This is a genomic window from Hymenobacter wooponensis (assembly GCF_004745865.1).
Classification (GTDB): Bacteria; Bacteroidota; Bacteroidia; order Cytophagales; family Hymenobacteraceae; genus Hymenobacter; species Hymenobacter wooponensis.
In genome coordinates this window covers 1,239,687-1,258,011 of record NZ_SRKZ01000001.1, presented here as the reverse complement: position 1 = coordinate 1,258,011, position 18,325 = coordinate 1,239,687, and the positions used below count along the sequence as shown (strand labels likewise).

14 protein-coding genes are annotated in these 18,325 nt (G+C 55.4%); 10 read left to right on the top strand and 4 right to left on the bottom strand.

What is annotated here, in order from left to right; all coding sequences use genetic code 11:
• Nucleotides 1-105 precede the first annotated feature (105 nt).
• The 7 genes from radC to rny all read left to right on the top strand — a co-directional run bounded on the left by radC (nt 106) and on the right by rny (nt 10,170).
• A complete protein-coding gene (radC, locus tag EU557_RS05235; protein ID WP_135529337.1) occupies nt 106-870 on the top strand; it encodes a RadC family protein in 765 nt (254 codons plus the stop codon).
• A gap of 306 nt (nt 871-1,176) precedes the next feature.
• Nucleotides 1,177-1,824: a DUF1684 domain-containing protein gene (locus EU557_RS05230; RefSeq protein ID WP_167855092.1), complete on the top strand. Its 648-nt coding sequence runs from the start codon at nt 1,177-1,179 to the stop codon at nt 1,822-1,824.
• Between the two features lie 219 nt (nt 1,825-2,043).
• Nucleotides 2,044-4,479, top strand: coding sequence for a phenylalanine--tRNA ligase subunit beta (gene pheT, locus EU557_RS05225; protein ID WP_135529335.1), 2,436 nt, complete (start codon nt 2,044-2,046; stop codon nt 4,477-4,479).
• 126 nt (nt 4,480-4,605) lie between these two features.
• Nucleotides 4,606-7,602: a M16 family metallopeptidase gene (locus tag EU557_RS05220; protein WP_135529334.1), complete on the top strand. Its 2,997-nt coding sequence runs from the start codon at nt 4,606-4,608 to the stop codon at nt 7,600-7,602.
• Between the two features lie 124 nt (nt 7,603-7,726).
• The gene (locus EU557_RS05215; protein ID WP_135529333.1) at nt 7,727-8,023 is read left to right on the top strand and encodes a hypothetical protein; all 297 of its coding nucleotides are present in this window, start codon (nt 7,727-7,729) and stop codon (nt 8,021-8,023) included.
• Nucleotides 8,024-8,054: 31 nt separating this feature from the next.
• A complete protein-coding gene (locus EU557_RS05210) occupies nt 8,055-8,345 on the top strand; it encodes a cell division protein ZapA (protein WP_135529332.1) in 291 nt (96 codons plus the stop codon).
• 127 nt (nt 8,346-8,472) lie between these two features.
• Complete coding sequence (gene rny, locus EU557_RS05205; protein ID WP_135529331.1) at nt 8,473-10,170, top strand: ribonuclease Y; 1,698 nt, start codon at nt 8,473-8,475, stop codon at nt 10,168-10,170.
• Nucleotides 10,171-10,297: 127 nt separating this feature from the next.
• Here rny and EU557_RS05200 read toward each other — a convergent pair whose 3' ends face one another.
• The gene (locus tag EU557_RS05200) at nt 10,298-11,689 is read right to left on the bottom strand and encodes a mercuric reductase (protein WP_135529330.1); all 1,392 of its coding nucleotides are present in this window, start codon (nt 11,687-11,689) and stop codon (nt 10,298-10,300) included.
• 147 nt (nt 11,690-11,836) lie between these two features.
• Between EU557_RS05200 and EU557_RS05195 the strand changes: the two genes are divergently transcribed.
• Nucleotides 11,837-12,574: a porin family protein gene (locus tag EU557_RS05195; RefSeq protein WP_135529329.1), complete on the top strand. Its 738-nt coding sequence runs from the start codon at nt 11,837-11,839 to the stop codon at nt 12,572-12,574.
• Here the strand turns inward: EU557_RS05195 and EU557_RS05190 are convergent, their stop codons facing one another.
• Entirely contained in the window at nt 12,575-13,288 is a 714-nt protein-coding gene (locus EU557_RS05190) for a hypothetical protein (RefSeq protein WP_135529328.1), read from the bottom strand. It lies immediately after the preceding gene.
• A 239-nt stretch (nt 13,289-13,527) separates the two neighbouring features.
• Here EU557_RS05190 and EU557_RS05185 point away from each other — a divergent pair, with 239 nt between their 5' ends.
• Nucleotides 13,528-14,292, top strand: coding sequence for a hypothetical protein (locus EU557_RS05185; RefSeq protein ID WP_135529327.1), 765 nt, complete (start codon nt 13,528-13,530; stop codon nt 14,290-14,292).
• A gap of 104 nt (nt 14,293-14,396) precedes the next feature.
• Here the strand turns inward: EU557_RS05185 and EU557_RS05180 are convergent, their stop codons facing one another.
• Nucleotides 14,397-15,536: a beta propeller repeat protein gene (locus EU557_RS05180; RefSeq protein WP_135529326.1), complete on the bottom strand. Its 1,140-nt coding sequence runs from the start codon at nt 15,534-15,536 to the stop codon at nt 14,397-14,399.
• Between the two features lie 117 nt (nt 15,537-15,653).
• Nucleotides 15,654-16,535: a succinate--CoA ligase subunit alpha gene (sucD, locus tag EU557_RS05175; protein ID WP_135433193.1), complete on the bottom strand. Its 882-nt coding sequence runs from the start codon at nt 16,533-16,535 to the stop codon at nt 15,654-15,656.
• A gap of 372 nt (nt 16,536-16,907) precedes the next feature.
• Between sucD and EU557_RS05170 the strand changes: the two genes are divergently transcribed.
• Nucleotides 16,908-18,296 (top strand): erythromycin esterase family protein, encoded by a 1,389-nt coding sequence (locus EU557_RS05170; protein WP_210115982.1) that lies wholly within the window; start codon nt 16,908-16,910, stop codon nt 18,294-18,296.
• Nucleotides 18,297-18,325: the final 29 nt, after the last annotated feature.

Sequence of the window (18,325 nt, the reverse complement as noted above, 5' to 3'; positions counted from 1 at the left end):
ATAGAAACTCCAGGAGCGGCAGTTAGTTTGTGGCCGCGCGTATGAACGCAGACGATGGAGTCAGGTTTTTGCTTTATTTTCCGGTCGTTACAACAAGAGTGCCTTATGCAAGAGTTTGACAATCTGGCTGAAAATCTATCCGATACCCCCGCTGACTCCGCCGCTCCTATTCGCTACGAAACCCCTTCCGCATTTGGTATCAAGAGCTGGGCCGAGGAAGACCGGCCCCGGGAAAAGCTTATGCAAAAGGGGCGGGCCGCCCTATCTGATGCTGAGCTTATGGCCATCCTGCTCGGCTCTGGCACCGCCAAGCTCTCGGCAGTAGATGTAGCCAAGCTGGTGCTCAATGCCGCCAACAACGACCTAAACACGTTGGCTCGCTTCCCTATTAAGGAGCTGATGCGCCAAAAGGGCATTGGCGAGGCCAAAGCCATTACCATTGTGGCCGCGCTGGAGCTGGGCCGCCGCCGCAAAGAGGCCGATGCCGCCGCCCGCGTTACCATCACCAGCTCCCGAGATATTCATCAGCTCATCCGGCCCCACCTGCAAGATTTGCCCCACGAGGAGTTCTGGGTGATTCTGCTTAACCGCGCCAACGTGGTGATGCGCAGCGTGAGCATCAGCAGGGGCGGAGTAGCCGGCACCGTGGCAGATCCGAAGCTGATTTTCAAGGAGGCTCTGGAGCAGCTGGCCTCGTCTATCATTTTGGTGCACAACCACCCCAGCGGCAACCGCAACCCCTCCGCCGCCGACATTGCCCTCACCCGCAAGCTCAAAGAAGCCGGCCAATTCCTCGACCTGCCCGTGCTCGACCACCTCATCTATACCGACCAAGGCTACTTCAGCTTCGCGGATGAAGGAATGCTCTAGGCCAGTGTCGGGCAACCAGGACGTCCTATCAAGCTGGTAGAGACAGTTCGCGTGCTGATGTTGCAGTAGTAAACAGCGGGCCGGCCTAGAGCAGCCTACTAGCACGTCATCCTGACGAAGGAAGGATCTTGTCATGAGAGAACGACTGGCCTAGTGTCTTGTGCTCACGCGAGTAGATCCTTCGCTGTGCTCAGGATGACGTGCTGTTGAGAACGAACGTCAGCACGCGAGATGTCTCAGCCAGCTCGACATGATGGTCATTACTTAACAATTAGCAACCCGCATCTACCCGCTACCTTTGCGCTTATGCGCATTAATCCCAAACTTCTTATCGGCATCGGGCTGCTGATTGTCTTCGGCTACTTTTTCAAGGATCTGGTTTTTAACGATGATCAGTACGCGGCCCGCCTGCGCAAGGCCCGCAAGGAAAAGGACGATGGCTACCGCCGGGTGCAAGGCTCACCGCTCAGCTCTGAGCAGCGCCAAGCCTTTGATAGTTTGCGTTACTTCACTCCCAATAAAGAGTACCGGTTTGAGGCACAACTAGAAGCCTTTGCCCAGCGCGACACCGTGCCCATGACGCTCACCGATGGCAAGGCCGAGAAGTACCTGCGCTGGGGTCGGGCATCCTTTATTCTGAACAAGCAGGAGTATAAGCTCACAATGTTCCTGAAAGCCGACGGCAAAGACTCCACGCTGTTTATCCCGTTCACTGACCGCACCAACGGGTTTACTACCTACGGCGGGGGCCGTTACCTCGACGCGGCGCTGCCCCAAAACGGCGCCACCGACATCGTACTCGATTTCAATGAGGCCTATAATCCGTACTGCGCTTATAACAGCGGGTACGCTTGCCCCGTGCCGCCCACCGACAACCGCCTACCCATTGAAATAAAAGCCGGCGAGCAGGAATTTCACGACCACTCCACTCACGCGGAAGGCGAAGGGCATTAGGTAGAACTGTCATTCCGGGAGCAGCGAGGAATCAGGGGCAATTAGTTAAGAGGAATACCCCAGATTCTTTGCTGCGCTCGGAATGACAGAGTGGCCTAGGCCACTCCAGCCCGCTGCTCCGCAATAGGCCTAGGCCACCTTTTCGGCCGCCAACCCAAATCCGTACCTTTGCTGCGCCAGGAAACTGGCAACCGGCAACCGACAACTGGTAACTCCATCATGAAAATATCCCTCGACTGGCTCCGTACGCTCATCCCCACCGATAAACCCGCCGAGGAAATCGGCAAGCTGCTGACTGGCTCCGGGCTGGAAGTGGAAGGGATTGAGGAGCTGGAGAGCGTGCCGGGTGGCCTACGCGGCCTGGTACTCGGCACCGTACTCACCTGCGAAAAGCACCCCGATGCCGATAAGCTCAGCCTCACCACGGTAGATGTAGGCGACGGCACTCCCCGCCAGATCGTGTGCGGTGCCGCCAACGTGCGCGCCGGCCTGAAGGTGGTAGTAGCCCTTGAAGGGGCCGAGCTGCACCCCACCGAAGGGCAGCCTTTCAAAATCAAGAAGTCGAAAATCAGGGGTGCAGCCTCCGAAGGCATGATTTGCGCCGAGGATGAAATAGGCCTAGGCACCTCGCACGCCGGCATTATGGAGCTTGACACCGAGCTTCCCAATGGCACCCCCGCCGCCGACTACTTCGGCCTGGGCTCCGACTCTGTATTCGAAATTGGCCTGACGCCGAACCGCGCCGATGCGGCTTCCCACTACGGGGTGGCCCGGGAACTGCGCGCCCTGCTGCGCCAGCCCTGCCACCTACCCGATATCAGCCAGTTCCACGCTCCCGCTGAGGCGGCCCAGAACATCAGGGTAGAGCTGGAAGATGCCGAGGCTAGCCCACGCTACGCCGGCTTGCTGCTGGAGAATGTGCACGTAGGCCCCTCGCCTGAGTGGCTGCAGCGCCGCCTGCGCAGCATTGGCCTTTCGCCCATCAATAACGTGGTGGACGTGACCAACTTTGTGCTGCATGAGCTAGGCCAGCCCCTGCACGCCTTCGATGCCGACCAGATTACCGGTGGGTTGATCAGGGTGAAGCGGGCCGAAGCCGGTGAGAAGTTCGTGACCCTAGATGGCCTAGAGCGCACCCTGAAGGCCGAAGACCTAGTTATTGCTGATGCCAATGGCGCGCCCATGGCCTTGGCCGGTGTGTTTGGGGGTAAAACCTCCGGCGTATCGGACCAGACCACCCGCATCTTCCTGGAAAGCGCCTACTTCCAGCCAGCCGCCGTGCGCAAGAGCGGCCAAGTACACCAGCTCAAAACCGACGCCTCATTCCGCTTCGAGCGTGGCACCGACCCGCACATGGTGCCAATCGCCCTGAAGCGCGCCGCCTTGCTGCTGCAGGAAGTGGCCGGCGCCACCGTGGCCGCCCCCGTGGTAGACGTGTACCCCACCCACATTGGGCACATGCCCGTGCGCCTGCGCCTGCCCCGCGTAGAGAAGCTCGTAGGCCAGTACATTGCGCCGGAGCGCATCCGTCAAATCCTCACTGACCTCGATATTCTCATTGCGGAAGAGCTGCAGGACGAGAAAGGGCAGGCCGAGTGGATTCTGTCGGTGCCGCCGCACAAGGTAGATGTGACCCGCGAGGCCGACGTGATTGAGGAGATTCTGCGCATCTACGGCTACAACCACGTAGCCCTGCGGCCTCACAACTCGGCATCGTTCCTGGCCAAGTTCCCGAACCCGGACCCGGAAATCATCCGCCAGAACACGGCGCGCCTGCTCAGCGGGCAGGGCTTTTCCGAAATCATCACCAACTCCATCACCAACTCCCTATATTTCCAGAAGGAGGGTGAGACGGACGAAACGCTGGTGCCCCTGCTGAACTTCAACAGCGCCGAGCTGAACGTGATGCGCCCCACCATGCTGCTCAGTGGCCTAGAAGTGGTGCGCTACAACGTGAACCGCCGCCAGCGTGACCTGAAGCTCTACGAGTTCGGCAAAACCTACCACCGCCTTGCCGATGGTGCTTATCAAGAGAACAACAAGCTCGTCATCTACATAACTGGCAACACCGCCGCCGAAACTTGGCAGCAGAAGTCGGAGAAAGCTACCTACCACCAGCTGGCTGGGGCGGTGCAGCAGGTGCTGGCCTCGCTAGGCTTCCCGGCCCCCACGTCGCAGCCGGTGCAGCACCCATACCTGGCCGGTGGCCTCACGCTGCAGGCTCAGAACCAGCCCGTAGCCCAACTGGGTGCGGTATCCAACGCAGTACTCAAGCGCCTCGATGTGTCGCAGCCCGTGTGGTACGCCGAACTGGATTGGGACTGGCTGATGCGCAAGTACAAGAACGCCCTGGTAGGCCGTGAGCTGCATAAGTTCCCGGAGGTGCGCCGCGACCTGTCATTGGTAGTAGACAAGACTGTTACCTTCGATCAGCTCCAGCAGATTGCCCGCCGCACCGAGAAGAAGCTCCTGCAGAGCCTCAACGTATTCGATGTATACGAAGGCGAGAACCTGGGTGCCGATAAGAAGTCGTACTCCGTGAGCTTCCTGCTCCAGGACCCCACCCAAACCCTCACCGACCAAGCCATCGATGGCGTGATGCAACGCCTGATTGCGCAGTTCGAGAAGCAGGCCGGGGCCCTGATTCGGAAGTAGAAAGCAGGCCTAGCAAAGGCGTTAATTATTCAATGGCTGTCTTAGTATAAGTCAATAGAAACCAGTTTATTTACCCGTCGTCTGTCGCAGATGACGGGTATTTTTTTGTCTTATTAATTCGTGTGTATGTCATCTCGTTACTTTCTAGGCCTACTAGGCTTGGTGCTGTCGGTCGGTCCTGCTATGGCGCAGCAAAAGCCTGCTAACTCTTCCACTTCTAAAGCAGCGGCAGCTTCTTCCACCGGTACACGGTTGGTAGAGAAAGTAACGCGCAAGGGAAACGAACTGGTTATTCCCTACGAGAAGTACGTCCTGCCCAATGGTCTCACCCTCATTGTGCACGAAGACCACTCTGACCCGCTGGTACACGTAGACGTGACCTATCATGTGGGCTCGGCCCGGGAGCAAGTTGGGAAATCAGGCTTTGCCCACTTCTTCGAGCACATGATGTTCCAAGGCTCCGATCACGTGGCCGATGAAGCGCACTTTAAGCTGGTAACGGCCGCTGGCGGCGACCTGAATGGTACTACCAACCAGGACCGCACTAACTACTTTGAAACATTACCCAGCAACCAGCTGGAAACCGGCCTGTGGCTGGAAGCTGACCGCATGGGCTTCCTGCTGGATGCCGTGACCCAGCCAAAGTTTGAGACCCAGCGTGCTACGGTGAAAAATGAACGCGGCCAGAATGTAGATAATCGCCCTTATGGCCGAGCCTACGAAATAATTGGGCGTACCACGTTTCCTTATGGGCATCCGTATTCGTGGCCAGTTATTGGCTACCTCGACGACTTGGACCGGTCCAACGTCGACGACCTCAAGAACTTCTTTCTACGTTGGTACGGTCCCAACAATGCTACCCTCACTATTGCTGGCGATGTGCAGCCTGCCCAGGCCGTGCGGCTAGCTGAGAAGTATTTTGGGCCCATTAACCGCGGCCCGGCCGTGCGCAACGTGAAGCTGCCCGCGCCGGTACTAGGCCAGAACCGGTATGTAAGCTACGAAGACAACATTACCCAGCCCATGCTGATGTTGTCGATGCCCACAGTACCAGTTTACCATCCCGATGAAGTGGCTCTGGATGCTGTAGCTGACATGCTGGGCGGCGACAAAAACAGCCTGATCTACAAAAACCTGGTAAAGAACCAATTGGCGCCCGAGGCCTTTTGCTACCAAAGCAACTCGGAGCTGGCTGGCGAGTTTGTAATTGGCGTAATGGCCTTTGAAGGGCAGCGCCTCGACAGCGCCGAAGCCCGGGTGCGCCGCACGCTGGTGGAGTTCGAGAAGAAAGGGATTTCTGCGGCTGATCTGGAGCGCTACAAGACTCAGGCTGAAGTTAACCTGATCAATAGTCTCAGTAGCGTCAGCTCCAAAGCCAGCAGACTGGCTCAGTACCAAACGTTGGCCGGCAACCCCAACATGCTGCCTCTGCAGTTGCAACGCCTGCGTGCCCTCACGCCGGCTACGGTTCAGGCTGCTTACAACAAATACCTAAAGGGCAAGCCTGCTGTTATTCTCAGCGTAGTGCCTAAAGGGAAAAATGAATTGATAGCACACGCCGACAACTTCACGATAGACAAAGCCGGCTACAAAGCCCCCACGGATGAGTACGCGGGCCTTAAGTACGTGAAGGCCAAAGACAGCTTCGACCGTAGCAAGCAACCCAAGCCGGGCGCCAACCCTGTGCTGAAGGTGCCCGCATACTGGCAGCAGGAGTTGCCTAATGGTCTACGCGTCATCGGAACCCGCAACGACGAGGTGCCTACCGTAACCATGTTGCTCACTATTCAGGGCGGACAGCGCTTGCTACAGGCGCATCCTGATAAGGTAGGCTTAGCCGAAATGACGGCCAAGATGGTGAATGAAGGTTCTCAGAAGTACACTACAGAAGAGCTGGAAGCGCGTTTGAAAGCCCTTGGTAGCAGCATATATGTTACTGCTGGCGACGACGATATTAAGGTGTATGTGCAAAGCCTGACGAAAAATCTGGACCCTACGCTGGCTCTGGTAGAGGAGCGGCTACTGCACCCTCGCTTTGACCCCGCCGACTTCGAGCGCCTGAAAAAGCAGCAGCTGGCCATGGTGAACGACTTCCAGAGCCAAGCCCGCGTGGTAGCCGATTTAGTATTCAACGGACTGGCCTACGGACCCGGTAATGTAACGGGGGTGGCAGTAGCAGGTACGCCTGCTAGCATCACCAGCATCACGCTCGATGATATAAAGCAGTTTTATCAGCAAAGCTTCGCGCCCAATGCCAGCTTCCTGACCATCGTCGGCGACGTAACGCAGCAGCAGGTGGCCCCAAAGTTAGGGTTCCTGCAGGCATGGCCTCGCCATGAGGTGCCGGCCCTAGCCACCGCACCTGCCGCTCCGCAGCCCGATAAAACCAAACTCTACTTTGTAGCCAAGGAAAACGCGCCGCAGTCAGAAATCCGCATTGGATACCTCACGGCCCTGCCCTATGATGCTACCGGCGACTACTACCGCGCCACCTTGGCTAATTACCTGCTGGGTGGCGCCTTCAATTCCCGTGTAAACCTGAATCTGCGCGAGGACAAAGGCTATACCTATGGTGCCTTCACTGACTTCAATAGCACCCGTTTCGCCGCACCTTTTACAGCCCAGGCCGGCGTGCGTGCTGATGCTACTGCTGCCTCCGTGCGCGAAATGATGAAGGAGCTTACCAACTATCGAGAGGGCATTTCGGCCGATGAGCTACAGTTTCTGCAGGCATCTGTGGGCCAGAGTGAGGCACTCAAGTATGAAACTGGCCGCCAGAAGGCCCAGTTCCTGAGCCGTATGCTGGAGTATAACCTCAAGCCCGATTTTGTGGAGCAGCAAGCAGCTATTCTGCGCCAGCTCACGGCGGCTGACGTGCAGGCCGCTGCCCAAAAGAACCTGCCCGTTGACAAAATGTATATTGTAGTGGTTGGTGACCGGAAGTATTTGCCTGAGCTGCGGCAACTAGGTTACGATGTTGTTGAGACTAGCTTCACAAACAATGTTGTGGCCATGGCCACTCCCGCAACTGCCGTAGTGCCTGCTGCTATGCCCGAGGGCAAAACGAAAACAGAGGATGCTAACGGCCAAAAAGTGAAGACCAAGCGAAAGTCAGGCAAGTAAGAAACCGTAGGCCACTTGAACACTCTCCTTGGGTTTAGCGTTTTCCTGCGGGAGCCGCCAGATCTGGGGAGAGTGTTTGTGCGGTTGAGGTTTGTTACCTTCACCAAAAAATTTCTCTCTGCCAATGGCTTCTTCTAAGCAGCTTGCTCAACTCGACCGCCTGGAGCGGCAGGTGACCACCTTAGTGGCTGCCTATCAGCAGTTGCGCGAGGAGCTAGCCGATGCCCAGACCACCATTCAGCACTTACGGGCCGATGTGCGGGACCGGGAGCGGCAGTTGAAGGATTTCCAGAATCAGGAGAATATTGTTAAACTTGTCAATACCATAGCAGGAGAACCTGCCAACACCAACGAGCTGAAACTTCGCCTTAACGAATACATCCGCGAAATAGATAAGTGCCTTGCCTATTTGAGGGAGTAACCCACCAAACCCACCGCGCCCTATAGTACTGATGTCTGATCTATCCATTAAAATCCGCGTGGCTGACCGGGATTATCCGATGCGGGTAAGCCCCCAGGACGAGGAACGCCTGCGCATGGCAGGCCGCCTGCTCAATGAGCGGCTGAAGGAATTTCGGGAGCAGTACGGCATTCAGGACAAGCAGGATCTGCTGGCCATGATTGCCCTATCTACAATGGCTGACCGCCTGAAGGTCAGCAAGGAAAAGGACGGGACCGATGCGGCCCTGACTGAGCGCCTCGCGCGCCTGGACGAGCTGCTGTCGGGAGTGGTGCTGGTCTGACCCCAACTTGGTCAGGGCCGGCGCGAAGAGTGAGCCCGAAGCGGGGCAGGGCAATCGGCTCTGCCGGTCGCGCGGGCGTTGGCTGTGCTTTCATGCTATGGGTTCACCTTTCCAAAAACCATAGCTCATGTCCACCACTGTTTATATTGTTCTCGCCGCTGTGCTGGCCCTTGTGGTCGGCATCGTGGTGGGGCGCCTGCTGGCCGGAAAGGCCCGGCAGGACCACGAAGCCGACGCCAAAGCCCGGGCCCAGCAGATTCTGCAGGACGCAGAACTGCAAGCCACCCGTACCCGCGACGAGCGGATTCAGCAATCGAAGGATAAATTTCGCAACCTTAAGCAGGAGTTTGAGCAGGAGAGCCGCCGCCAGAAGCAGGCCCTCGAACAGGAACTAACCGACCGCCGTGCTGCCGTAGTAGAGCAGGAGCAGAGCATTAAGCAGCTCACCCTCACCACCCAAAAGCAGCTAGAGCAGATTCAGCGTAAAGAAAAAGATCTAGAAGCTACCCGCGAACGAATTGAAACGCAGGCGCAGCAGCAGCGCGAAAAGCTGGAGGCTCAGGAAGAAAAGCGTCGTACCGTTCTCGAAAACCAACTGGCCAAGCTAGAGCAGCGTGAGCAGGAGGTGGAGCAGGAGCTGGAAGAGCGCACCCAAGACCTAACCGCCAAGCAGCAGCAGGTTCTGCAGCAGCTCGAAGCCATTTCGGGTTTGACGGCCGCTGAAGCCCGCGAGCAGTTGGTTGAGTCGCTCAAGAACGAAGCGCAGATTCAGGCCAGTTCCTACATCAAAGATGTAGTAGCCCAGGCTAAACTGACGGCTACCAAAGATGCCAAGAAAGTAGTGCTGGAAACTATTCAGCGCACCGCCGCCGAGCACGCCATTGAGAACTGCGTATCGGTGTTCAACATCGAGTCCGACGACGTTAAAGGCAAAATTATCGGCCGCGAGGGCCGCAACATCCGGGCGCTGGAAGCCGCTACCGGCGTTGAAATCATTGTAGACGACACGCCCGAAGCCATCATCATCTCGGGCTTCGACCCCGTGCGCCGCGAAGTGGCCCGCCTGAGCCTGCACTTGCTGGTGAAGGATGGCCGTATTCACCCCGCCCGTATCGAGGAGATTGTGGCTAAAACCCGCAAGAACATCGACGAGGAAATCGTGGAAATCGGGGAGAAAACTATCATCGACTTGGGCATCCATGGCCTGCACCCCGAACTGATCAAGATGGTGGGCCGGATGCGTTTCCGCTCCTCGTATGGTCAGAACCTGCTGCAACACTCGCGCGAAGTAGCTAACCTTTGCGCCACGATGGCCGCAGAGCTAGGCCTCAACGTGAAGCACGCCAAACGCGCCGGCCTTCTCCACGACATCGGAAAAGTAAGTACCGAAGAGCCCGAGCTGCCCCACGCCATTCTGGGCATGGAGATGGCCAAGAAGTACAAGGAGCATCCCGATGTGGTAAACGCCATTGGTGCCCACCACGACGAAATTGAGATGACCGCCATGATTTCGCCGCTAGTGCAGGCATGCGACGCCATTTCCGGCTCTAGGCCAGGTGCCCGCCGCGAGATGATGGAAAGCTATATCAAGCGCCTCAAGCAGCTGGAAGAAACCGCCAACGGCTTCAAAGGAGTGAACCAGTGCTTTGCTATTCAGGCCGGCCGCGAGCTGCGCGTAATGGTAGACGCCGAGAACGTAACCGACGAGCGTGCCGCCGAGTTGAGCTACGAGATTTCGCAGAAAATCGAGAAGGAAATGCAGTACCCTGGCCAAATTAAAATCACGGTTATCCGGGAAATGCGCGCCGTGGCCTACGCTAAGTAGATACACAGTCAGCCTAGAGCTGTAATACGAAAACCGCCCCTGTAGCTATTTGCTGTAGGGGCGGTTTTCGTATTGGGGTTTACTAGTCTTAGTTCTCAACTAAGAGATATTCTTTCGCTGGTCTACCCTAGGCCTTCTCCAACTTTGCAAATAGGTTATTCAGTGACTCAGCCCAGGTAGGGTGGGCAAATACCATGTTCTGAAGTTGGTCGCACGTGATTTTGCCAGCCATAGCGAGCTGAATCATTGACATGATTTCGCCGCCTTGCTCCGAAAATATAGTGGCCCCAATGATGTGGTTGTGCGCATCTACCAGCACCTTCATGAAGCCTTCTTTATTACCGGTTTCACGGGCGCGGCCCACGTATTGCACGGGCATAGTTGCTACACGGTAGTCAAGCTTTTGCTCTTGGGCCTGTTTTTCTGATAAGCCTATACGACCTAGCTGAGGCTGAGTAAACACTACGTAGGGCAGGGGCCGATCTTTGGCGGAGCGCCGTTTGCGATGGATGATATTGTCGCGTACTACGCGGTAATCGTCGTAGCTGAGGTGGGTGAACTGGGGGCCGGGGTGCACGTCGCCGAGAGCATATACACCGCGCACGTTGGTTTGCAGGCGTTCATTAACTAGGATATACCCTTCCTCGTTGGTTTCAATGCCCGCAGCTTCTAGGCCTAGATCATCGGTATTGGGCTTCCGGCCAATGGCCACCAGCAAGTGAGAGCCGCGCAGGCGCCGCTCACCAGCCGCAGTATGAGCCGTGAGGGTGTAGGCACCTTCTTCATTGCGGGAAACGCGTTGCACATAGGCGCCTAGCACGAACTCTACGCCATCGGCCCCTAGCTGCTCCTGCATGGCTTCGCAAACGTCATTATCTTCGCGTTCAAGCAGTTGCTTGGCGTGTTCAATGATAGTAACGCGGCTGCCGAAGCGGCGAAACATTTGCCCGAACTCCAGGCCAATGTAGCCACCCCCCAGAATAAGCAGATGCTCTGGCAGCTCCTGTAGCTCCAGAATGCTCTTATTGGTCAGAAAGTGGTTGTCAGCTAAGCCTTCAATGGGCGGAATAGCCGACTCAGTGCCGGTATTAATAAAGATGAGTGGTGCCTTCAAGTCGTGCACCTGGCCATCGAGGCCCGTTACGCGCACCGTTTTAGGCCCCGTAAAGGTGGCGTGCCCGTGTAGCACAGTGATGCCCGAGTGTTCCTTTGTCAGGTTCTTGCGTACTCCATCACGCATTTCCTGAATGATGGTGTCTTTGCGCGCCATAATTGCCTTGAAGTCAACTTCGGGCGGAGCAGCATGTACGCCGTATTCCTGCGCGGTGGCTACTTGGTGCACCCGTTCGGCGGAGGCCAGCATGGCTTTGACTGGTGAGCAGCCATAATTGATGCAGGAGCCGCCCAGCAAGTATTTCTCCACTATGGCTACTTTGCGTCCGGCTTTGGCTAGGGCGGTAGCAAGAGGATTTCCGGCCTGACCGGAGCCAATAATCAGGGCGTCGTAGGAAATAGGCATAAAAAGCAGAACTTAAGGCTTTTGAGTTGTCGTATTTGTGCGCTGAAGCTGAACAGCTACTGGCTATACGGCCTGGCCGCCCTGATGACTACACAACGAAACCGCTCACTTGCCGTTCTGCCCCTGATTACTGGTCTTTTTCAGCCTATGCTTGCTTCGCGTTACTTGCGCCTGTTGTTATTCGTTGTGTTGCCGTGCCTGAGTGCCTGCTCCTCCTTGTACTTCCCGCCGCCGCCCCAGGTACCGTTGCTCACCCAGCAGGGCGAGTGGAGCGGCAGCTTGCAGACTAATTTCAGCCAAAACACCAGTGTGCAAGGAGCCTACGCCGCTACCAACCACCTGGGCATCATGGGCTCGGCCTCTTTTCTGCATACTGATAAGAAGAAACGGGCCGAAGACCACGATTTTGGCGAAGTAGGCCTCGGCTACTACACCCGCATCCGGGATACTCGGGTGCTGGAGTTTTACGGAGGCGTGGGTGTAGGCAAAACGAAGCGCATTGAGCGCACGCCCGACGAAGGCGTTACACGTACGCTGGAGGGCAACCTGACCAAGTACTTCCTCCAGGCCAACTATACCTCTAAAGACCACAAGAGCTTCCATGTGCTGGGGCGCGACTGGCCCGTTAACTACGGTACCGCCTTGCGCATCAGTTACATGCAGCTTGATAAGTTTCGGCTCGATGGCCAAGCACACGCCCCCGAAGACAATGTTTTTCTCGAGCCTATTACGTACACCCGTATTCAGTTGGTGGGGCCGTTGCAGTTTCAGCTTATCAGCGGTAGCAACTTTGGCCTACGCCACCGGAAGTACCTGAAGGCAGCTAACTCGGTGTTTCAGTTTGGTATTGTAGTGAACGTGGGCGGGCAAGAGGGCAAGAAATAACTATTCAAAAACTGCATCAAGTAATATTCCTGACTGGCCTACCCGGTTGCGGCGCCACTGCTGCGTCGCGGTATCGCGGTACCAGCTCTCGGCGGCAGAAGAGTCAGGTTGAGTGGCTTGCAGTACAGGGAAGCCGCTGGCATCTGCTATGCGAGTAGATGTGTTAGGTTGCGTACGGTGACTAATTTCAATGCGGAGCTTACCATCAGTTTCTGGTGGTAGTAGCCGACTAGCGTATTCATCAGCCGACTGGCCTAGGCACTCAATCACAATAAAGAAACCTCCCGTTGGTACTACTAGGTGCGCCGTAGGCCACTCTAAGGTGAGGTGGTTGCGGGCGCGGCGTAAGTCAGCGGTTGAGAGCAACAGGCTAACTGGCAGTAGGTTGTCATTGGCAGGAATGCCAGTGGTGGCTACAGAGGCAATTCGGATCTGCAATTGCCCTTCGCGTAGTTGATTTGTGTGCCGTAAGTGCAGGCGTATCTGCCGCAACTCGTGGTACTTCTCTCGGGGCGCGAGAAACCGTACTGCAGTAGCACCACCTGGAGCTGTAAGGTGCCAGTTTTTACGGTCGCCTCGGCCAGACGCCACCACCAAGTGGCTGCTCTGGTTGCTAACCTTAACATCAGGTAATGCCACAATGGGTGCAACCTGAGCGTAACCTATGTGGGCAACAAGCAGCGCTAGGCCAGTGAGCAAGAAACAATACCTCATATAATAGTGAGCTAAACTAGCTGGTGAGAGGTTGCAGCTAGGGCGGCTTTTATAAGAATAGCATAGAACGCCTGATTATTTCTGAAGTCTAATTACAGTCTTAATAAAGCTGCTAAACTAAGCCGTTACATGAGTTTCTGCGTGAGTTAGCTTACTCAGATAAACTCTAACCCAAGGAGACGTTAATTTCTGAATGAGCGGCCAATCTGAGTACTTAGCTTATATAGCAATTAACTTTTATGAAAAGATATCTATCACTGTGTTGGATTGCGCTTACCGGTTGTGCTGTGTACGTGCCCACTGTACCCAGTACGCCGTTGCTGAAGGAAAAGGGAGATATCGAGGTTACAGCGGCAGTGCGTGGCTTAACCAGCTTTGAAGGAAGCGCTGCGTACTCGCCTGTGTCGCATTTGTTGGTGGTGGGCGAAGTGGCCGGGCAGAGTAGCCAAGGCAGCGAAACGCGCAACAACGCAACGTTCAACTACCGTAACTCGCACCGGCAAGCGGGGCTAGGCCTGGGTATGTACCGCATGATTGGGAAGGACAAAGCTACCTACTTCGGCGCTATTGGCGGAGTAGGGTTTGCACGCACTAATATTTATGACGCTAGTGGGAGCGTGCTTCTACCATTATTTGGCTCATTGGTTCACTATGAAGCCAATTACACCCGTTACTACGGCCAACTATACATTGCCAAGCAAAGCGCTGGGCGGAGCTATGGCTTGTCTCTAAGAAACACGTTTGTAAGCTACAGCAAGCTGCTTCGCAACGATGAGCCTCATCCGTCTTCCAACCGCTTCTTTCTGGAGCCCACCTGCTTTGTGCGCATTGGCGAAGGGGCAGTGCAAGGGCTAGGCACTTTGGGCTTCTCTATACCGGGCCATGCGGAGCGCCAAAATCAGGACCGGCGAAATATTACGCCAACTACTATGCTGATAAGTGCCGGAGTGGTAGTACGGCCGCAGCTTTTCTGGAAGCGTAATCAACCTCAGAGCCCAGAATAAAGAGTAACAAGCCCGCCTCAGCGAAAGCCGATGCGGGCTTGTTTTAGCTACTGGCCTAGAAAGGCACCGCTGAGCGCGGAAGCAGGCTCAAGATGCCAAGGGCACTACTGCTTTGGTTTGCTCTCAAAGAAGGTTTTGAGAGGCTGCCTAAATAACCCGTTCGTAGTTCCCAGGTAAACCGTATCGCCAAGCTGAACTAGGTCAGTAAAGTCAGCTTGGTTCAATCCGTCGCTTTTCAACTCGCGCACCCGATATCTAGCGCCCTGCCAGCGAAGAGTGTACAATACGTTATTGGTTGCTCCGTGTGAAACGCCTACTATACTATCCCCGACAGGGTAGAAAGTACTACTGCGAAAATAATTAGGTAGTCCTGTACTACGTTGCCAAGTCTCCCCGTCATCCGTTGAGGTCAAAATGCTGTACTGATAATCACCCTGTATGGCATAGAGAGTACCACGGTCTTTGTAATAGGCAGTGGTAAACGTTTGTGGGGAATTGACCACTTTCCGTACTGTCCCGTTTTCGCGAATTTTATAGATTCCATCATTCGCATTAGAAACCAGGAAATAATCATCGATAACTGAAATTGTATAGAAGTCGCTGGTATTATCAAGTGGTATAGAAACCGTGCGCGATGTGACTTCGACGGGGCCCCGGGTTCGGGTGGGTAACGTGAGCTTGCTGAGAACAAAATGCAGAGCTCTATCTCCAGAAATAGTGGTATAGCCAACCAATGAATAATTGTTGCTGCTAATGGCTCCGAAAGCAGCATAAGGGCTATAACGGTTGTTGACGAATCTATCCGCCGTTTTATCGATTCGTCGCAAACGAATCTCTGATATCTCGTTAGAAAACGGCGGGTTAGCCGTAGTGTACACATTCAAAACAGAGTCGCCTACCTGTGTCGGCTTCAGAAATAAGCTGGCGTTCATGGGTAAGCGGTTTTTGATGTCGTAAGGCAGCGGGTCAGTTGTGTACGACTTAATCTGAAAGTAGCCCTGATCAGGTGGCCTAGGAACGTTTGCCAGCGGCGTAACGTGGCCAAAAATGCCCGGCTGCTGCAAAAAAAGCGTCTTCTTATCCGTGGTGAGCTGGATGATAATTTTTTGGCTGCCGCTGAGTTGCTTTACCTCCGACCAACTGTAGGTGGGTTCTTGCACCACAATCTTTTCAACCTCTTTGGTACACGCCGTTGCGCCGGCAACCCCGATGATGGCGAGTAATAATTTAGTAGTACTGTGCATAAGACGTACGGAATAGTGAACTGAGTAATAAGAGCCAAATATGGGCTGGTAAAGCTTAACCAACAAAAAAGCCCCGACGCGCGTCGGGGCTTTTTATATCTGGTATTGGTCTAGCAATTACTTGCCGCCTAGTACGCGCAGCATGGTGTCACCAATTTCGGCGGGAGAGTCTACTACGTGGATACCGCACTCGCGCATGATGGCCATTTTAGCCGCAGCCGTGTCATCGGCGCCGCCTACAATAGCACCAGCGTGGCCCATGCGGCGGCCGGGAGGAGCCGTCTGGCCAGCAATGAAACCAACTACGGGCTTCTTGTTGCCGGTTTCCTTGATCCAGCGAGCAGCTTCGGCTTCCATGCCGCCACCGATTTCACCGATCATCACGATGCCTTCGGTTTCGGGGTCGTTCATGAGCAACTCCACGGCTTCTTTGGTAGTGGTGCCAATGATCGGGTCGCCGCCAATGCCGATGGCCGTGGTCTGGCCTAGGCCAGCTTTGGTGAGCTGGTCAACAGCTTCGTAGGTCAGGGTACCCGACTTCGAAACGATACCGATTTTACCTTTCTGGAAGATAAAGCCAGGCATGATGCCCACTTTGCACTCGCCGGCGGTCATTACGCCAGGGCAGTTTGGCCCGATCATGCGCAGACCCTCACGGCCCTTCAGGTACTCCTTCACCGCAATCATGTCCTTGGTGGGGATACCCTCAGTGATGGTCACGATAACTTTGATGCCTGCGTCGGCGGCTTCCATGATAGCGTCGGCGGCGAAAGCTGGGGGAACGAAGATGATGCTGGTGTCAGCACCCGCCTGCTCTACTGCTTCGGCTACGGTGTTGAACACGGGACGGTCGAGGTGCTGGGTGCCGCCTTTGCCGGGGGTTACGCCGCCTACCACGTTGGTGCCGTACTCAATCATCTGTTGGGCGTGGAACGACCCTTCCGAGCCGGTGAAGCCCTGCACAATCACTTTGGAATCCTTGTTAACCAGAACACTCATAGAAGAAGAGTTAGAGGAAGATGCGGGTTGAGGGTGGGGAATGCCCGCCAGCCGAAGGCTAGCGGTGTGCAAAAGTAGCCTTTTTTGGGGCGGAGGCAAGCCTGTTACCGTTTCGAACTATGTAGTAACAGGCTTAGGCCTATTCTGGCCTGCTTCACCTAAAGCAAGGCAACCTACTGGTACTCCAATGTATAGTATTTATTGGTGCTCATCTATAACTTTTTTTATTGGGTTGAGTTTCAGGGAGAAGTTAAAAACGGCTTCTGAAGAAAGGTAAGAGCAAGCTAATGCATGCTAAGGGCTAGGCGCGCTGGATAGCTGCGCGGTATTCGGCGCCAGGGATAGAAGCCAACACATACAAATTATTGGGTCATGAAAACCTTGCGATTTGCGCTGCTTTTAAGCTTCTGGTGGTGCTTGGCAGCCTGCTCCGATAAAGATTCTGAATCGCCGAGCAACACTCTTGCGCTTCCGGACGCTGGAATATCTCGTCTGGAAACGGCCCAGGATCTGGACCCGCTGCTTAACCAGCTGGGAACCGCCCGTTACGCGTTGCTAGGCGAGGCCTCCCACGGTACTGCGGAGTTCTATACTTGGCGAGCAACCCTGAGCAAGCGTCTGATTCAGGAGAAGGGCTTCACCATGATTGCTGTGGAGGGCGACTGGCCTGACTTGTATGAGCTGAATCGCTATGTGAAGGGCGTTAGTACAGCCACTTCAGCAAGGCAAGTGCTGGAGCGGTTTGATCGGTGGCCTACGTGGCTGTGGGCAAACCAAGAAGTGGCAGACCTGGCCGAATGGCTGCGCACCTATAATAAAACACAGCCCGCAGCTCGCCAGGTAGGGATATTCGGGTTAGACGTGTACAGCCTATGGCCCTCCTTGGAAAGAATCCGGACTGATTTTGCCGAAGCCGATCAAGTAACGCTCAGTGCGGTTGAGGAGGCTCTGGCGTGCCTGCAATCTTATAATCGCAATGAGGAGGCCTATGGAAGAGCTACACTGCAGGGAGCCACGTGTGTTACGGAGATAAACAACGTGCTGGCGGCCGTGCGGAATCAAATGAAAAGCTTGCCCAATAACCACATAGGCGCATTCAATGCCGAGCAAAATGCGCTGATTGCTGTGAATGCCGAACGCTATTACCGCACGGCAGTACGCAGCAACGCCGAATCCTGGAACATCCGCGACCGGCATATGACGGAAACCATCAACCGGCTGATGAGCTTTCACGGCCCGGAAGCCAAAATCATTGTGTGGGAGCATAACACCCACGTAGGCGATGCTCGCTACACTGATATGGCGCAGTACGGAGAGATAAATGTAGGCCAGCTTGTGCGCGAGCAGCATGCTGCCGAAGGCGTATTTATTGTAGGCCAGGGTACTTACCAGGGTACGGTGATTGCCTCGCCATATTGGGGCGGCGCTACTACGGTGATGCAGGTGCCGGCTGCCAGGACAGACTCTTGGGAAGCGGCCCTACATCAGAAGGAGCCTCGCAACAAGCTGATTCTGCTACAGCCCTGGCGTACTGAGGCCGCTCTAACCAATAAACGAGGCCACCGCGCCATTGGAGTAGTGTATAACCCTAGTCAGGAAGCTGGCAACTATGTGCAGAGCGACTTGCCCAACCGGTACGATGCCTTTCTATTCACAGATCAAACGCAGGCCCTACATCCCCTCAACACCACCGGAGGCCGAACGGCGGCTTCGGCACCTGGTAGCGTAATGGCGCAACTACAGCGGGCCGCGAACTATTAGGCCGGGTAGTAAAGTCAGAGAGGAAAGTA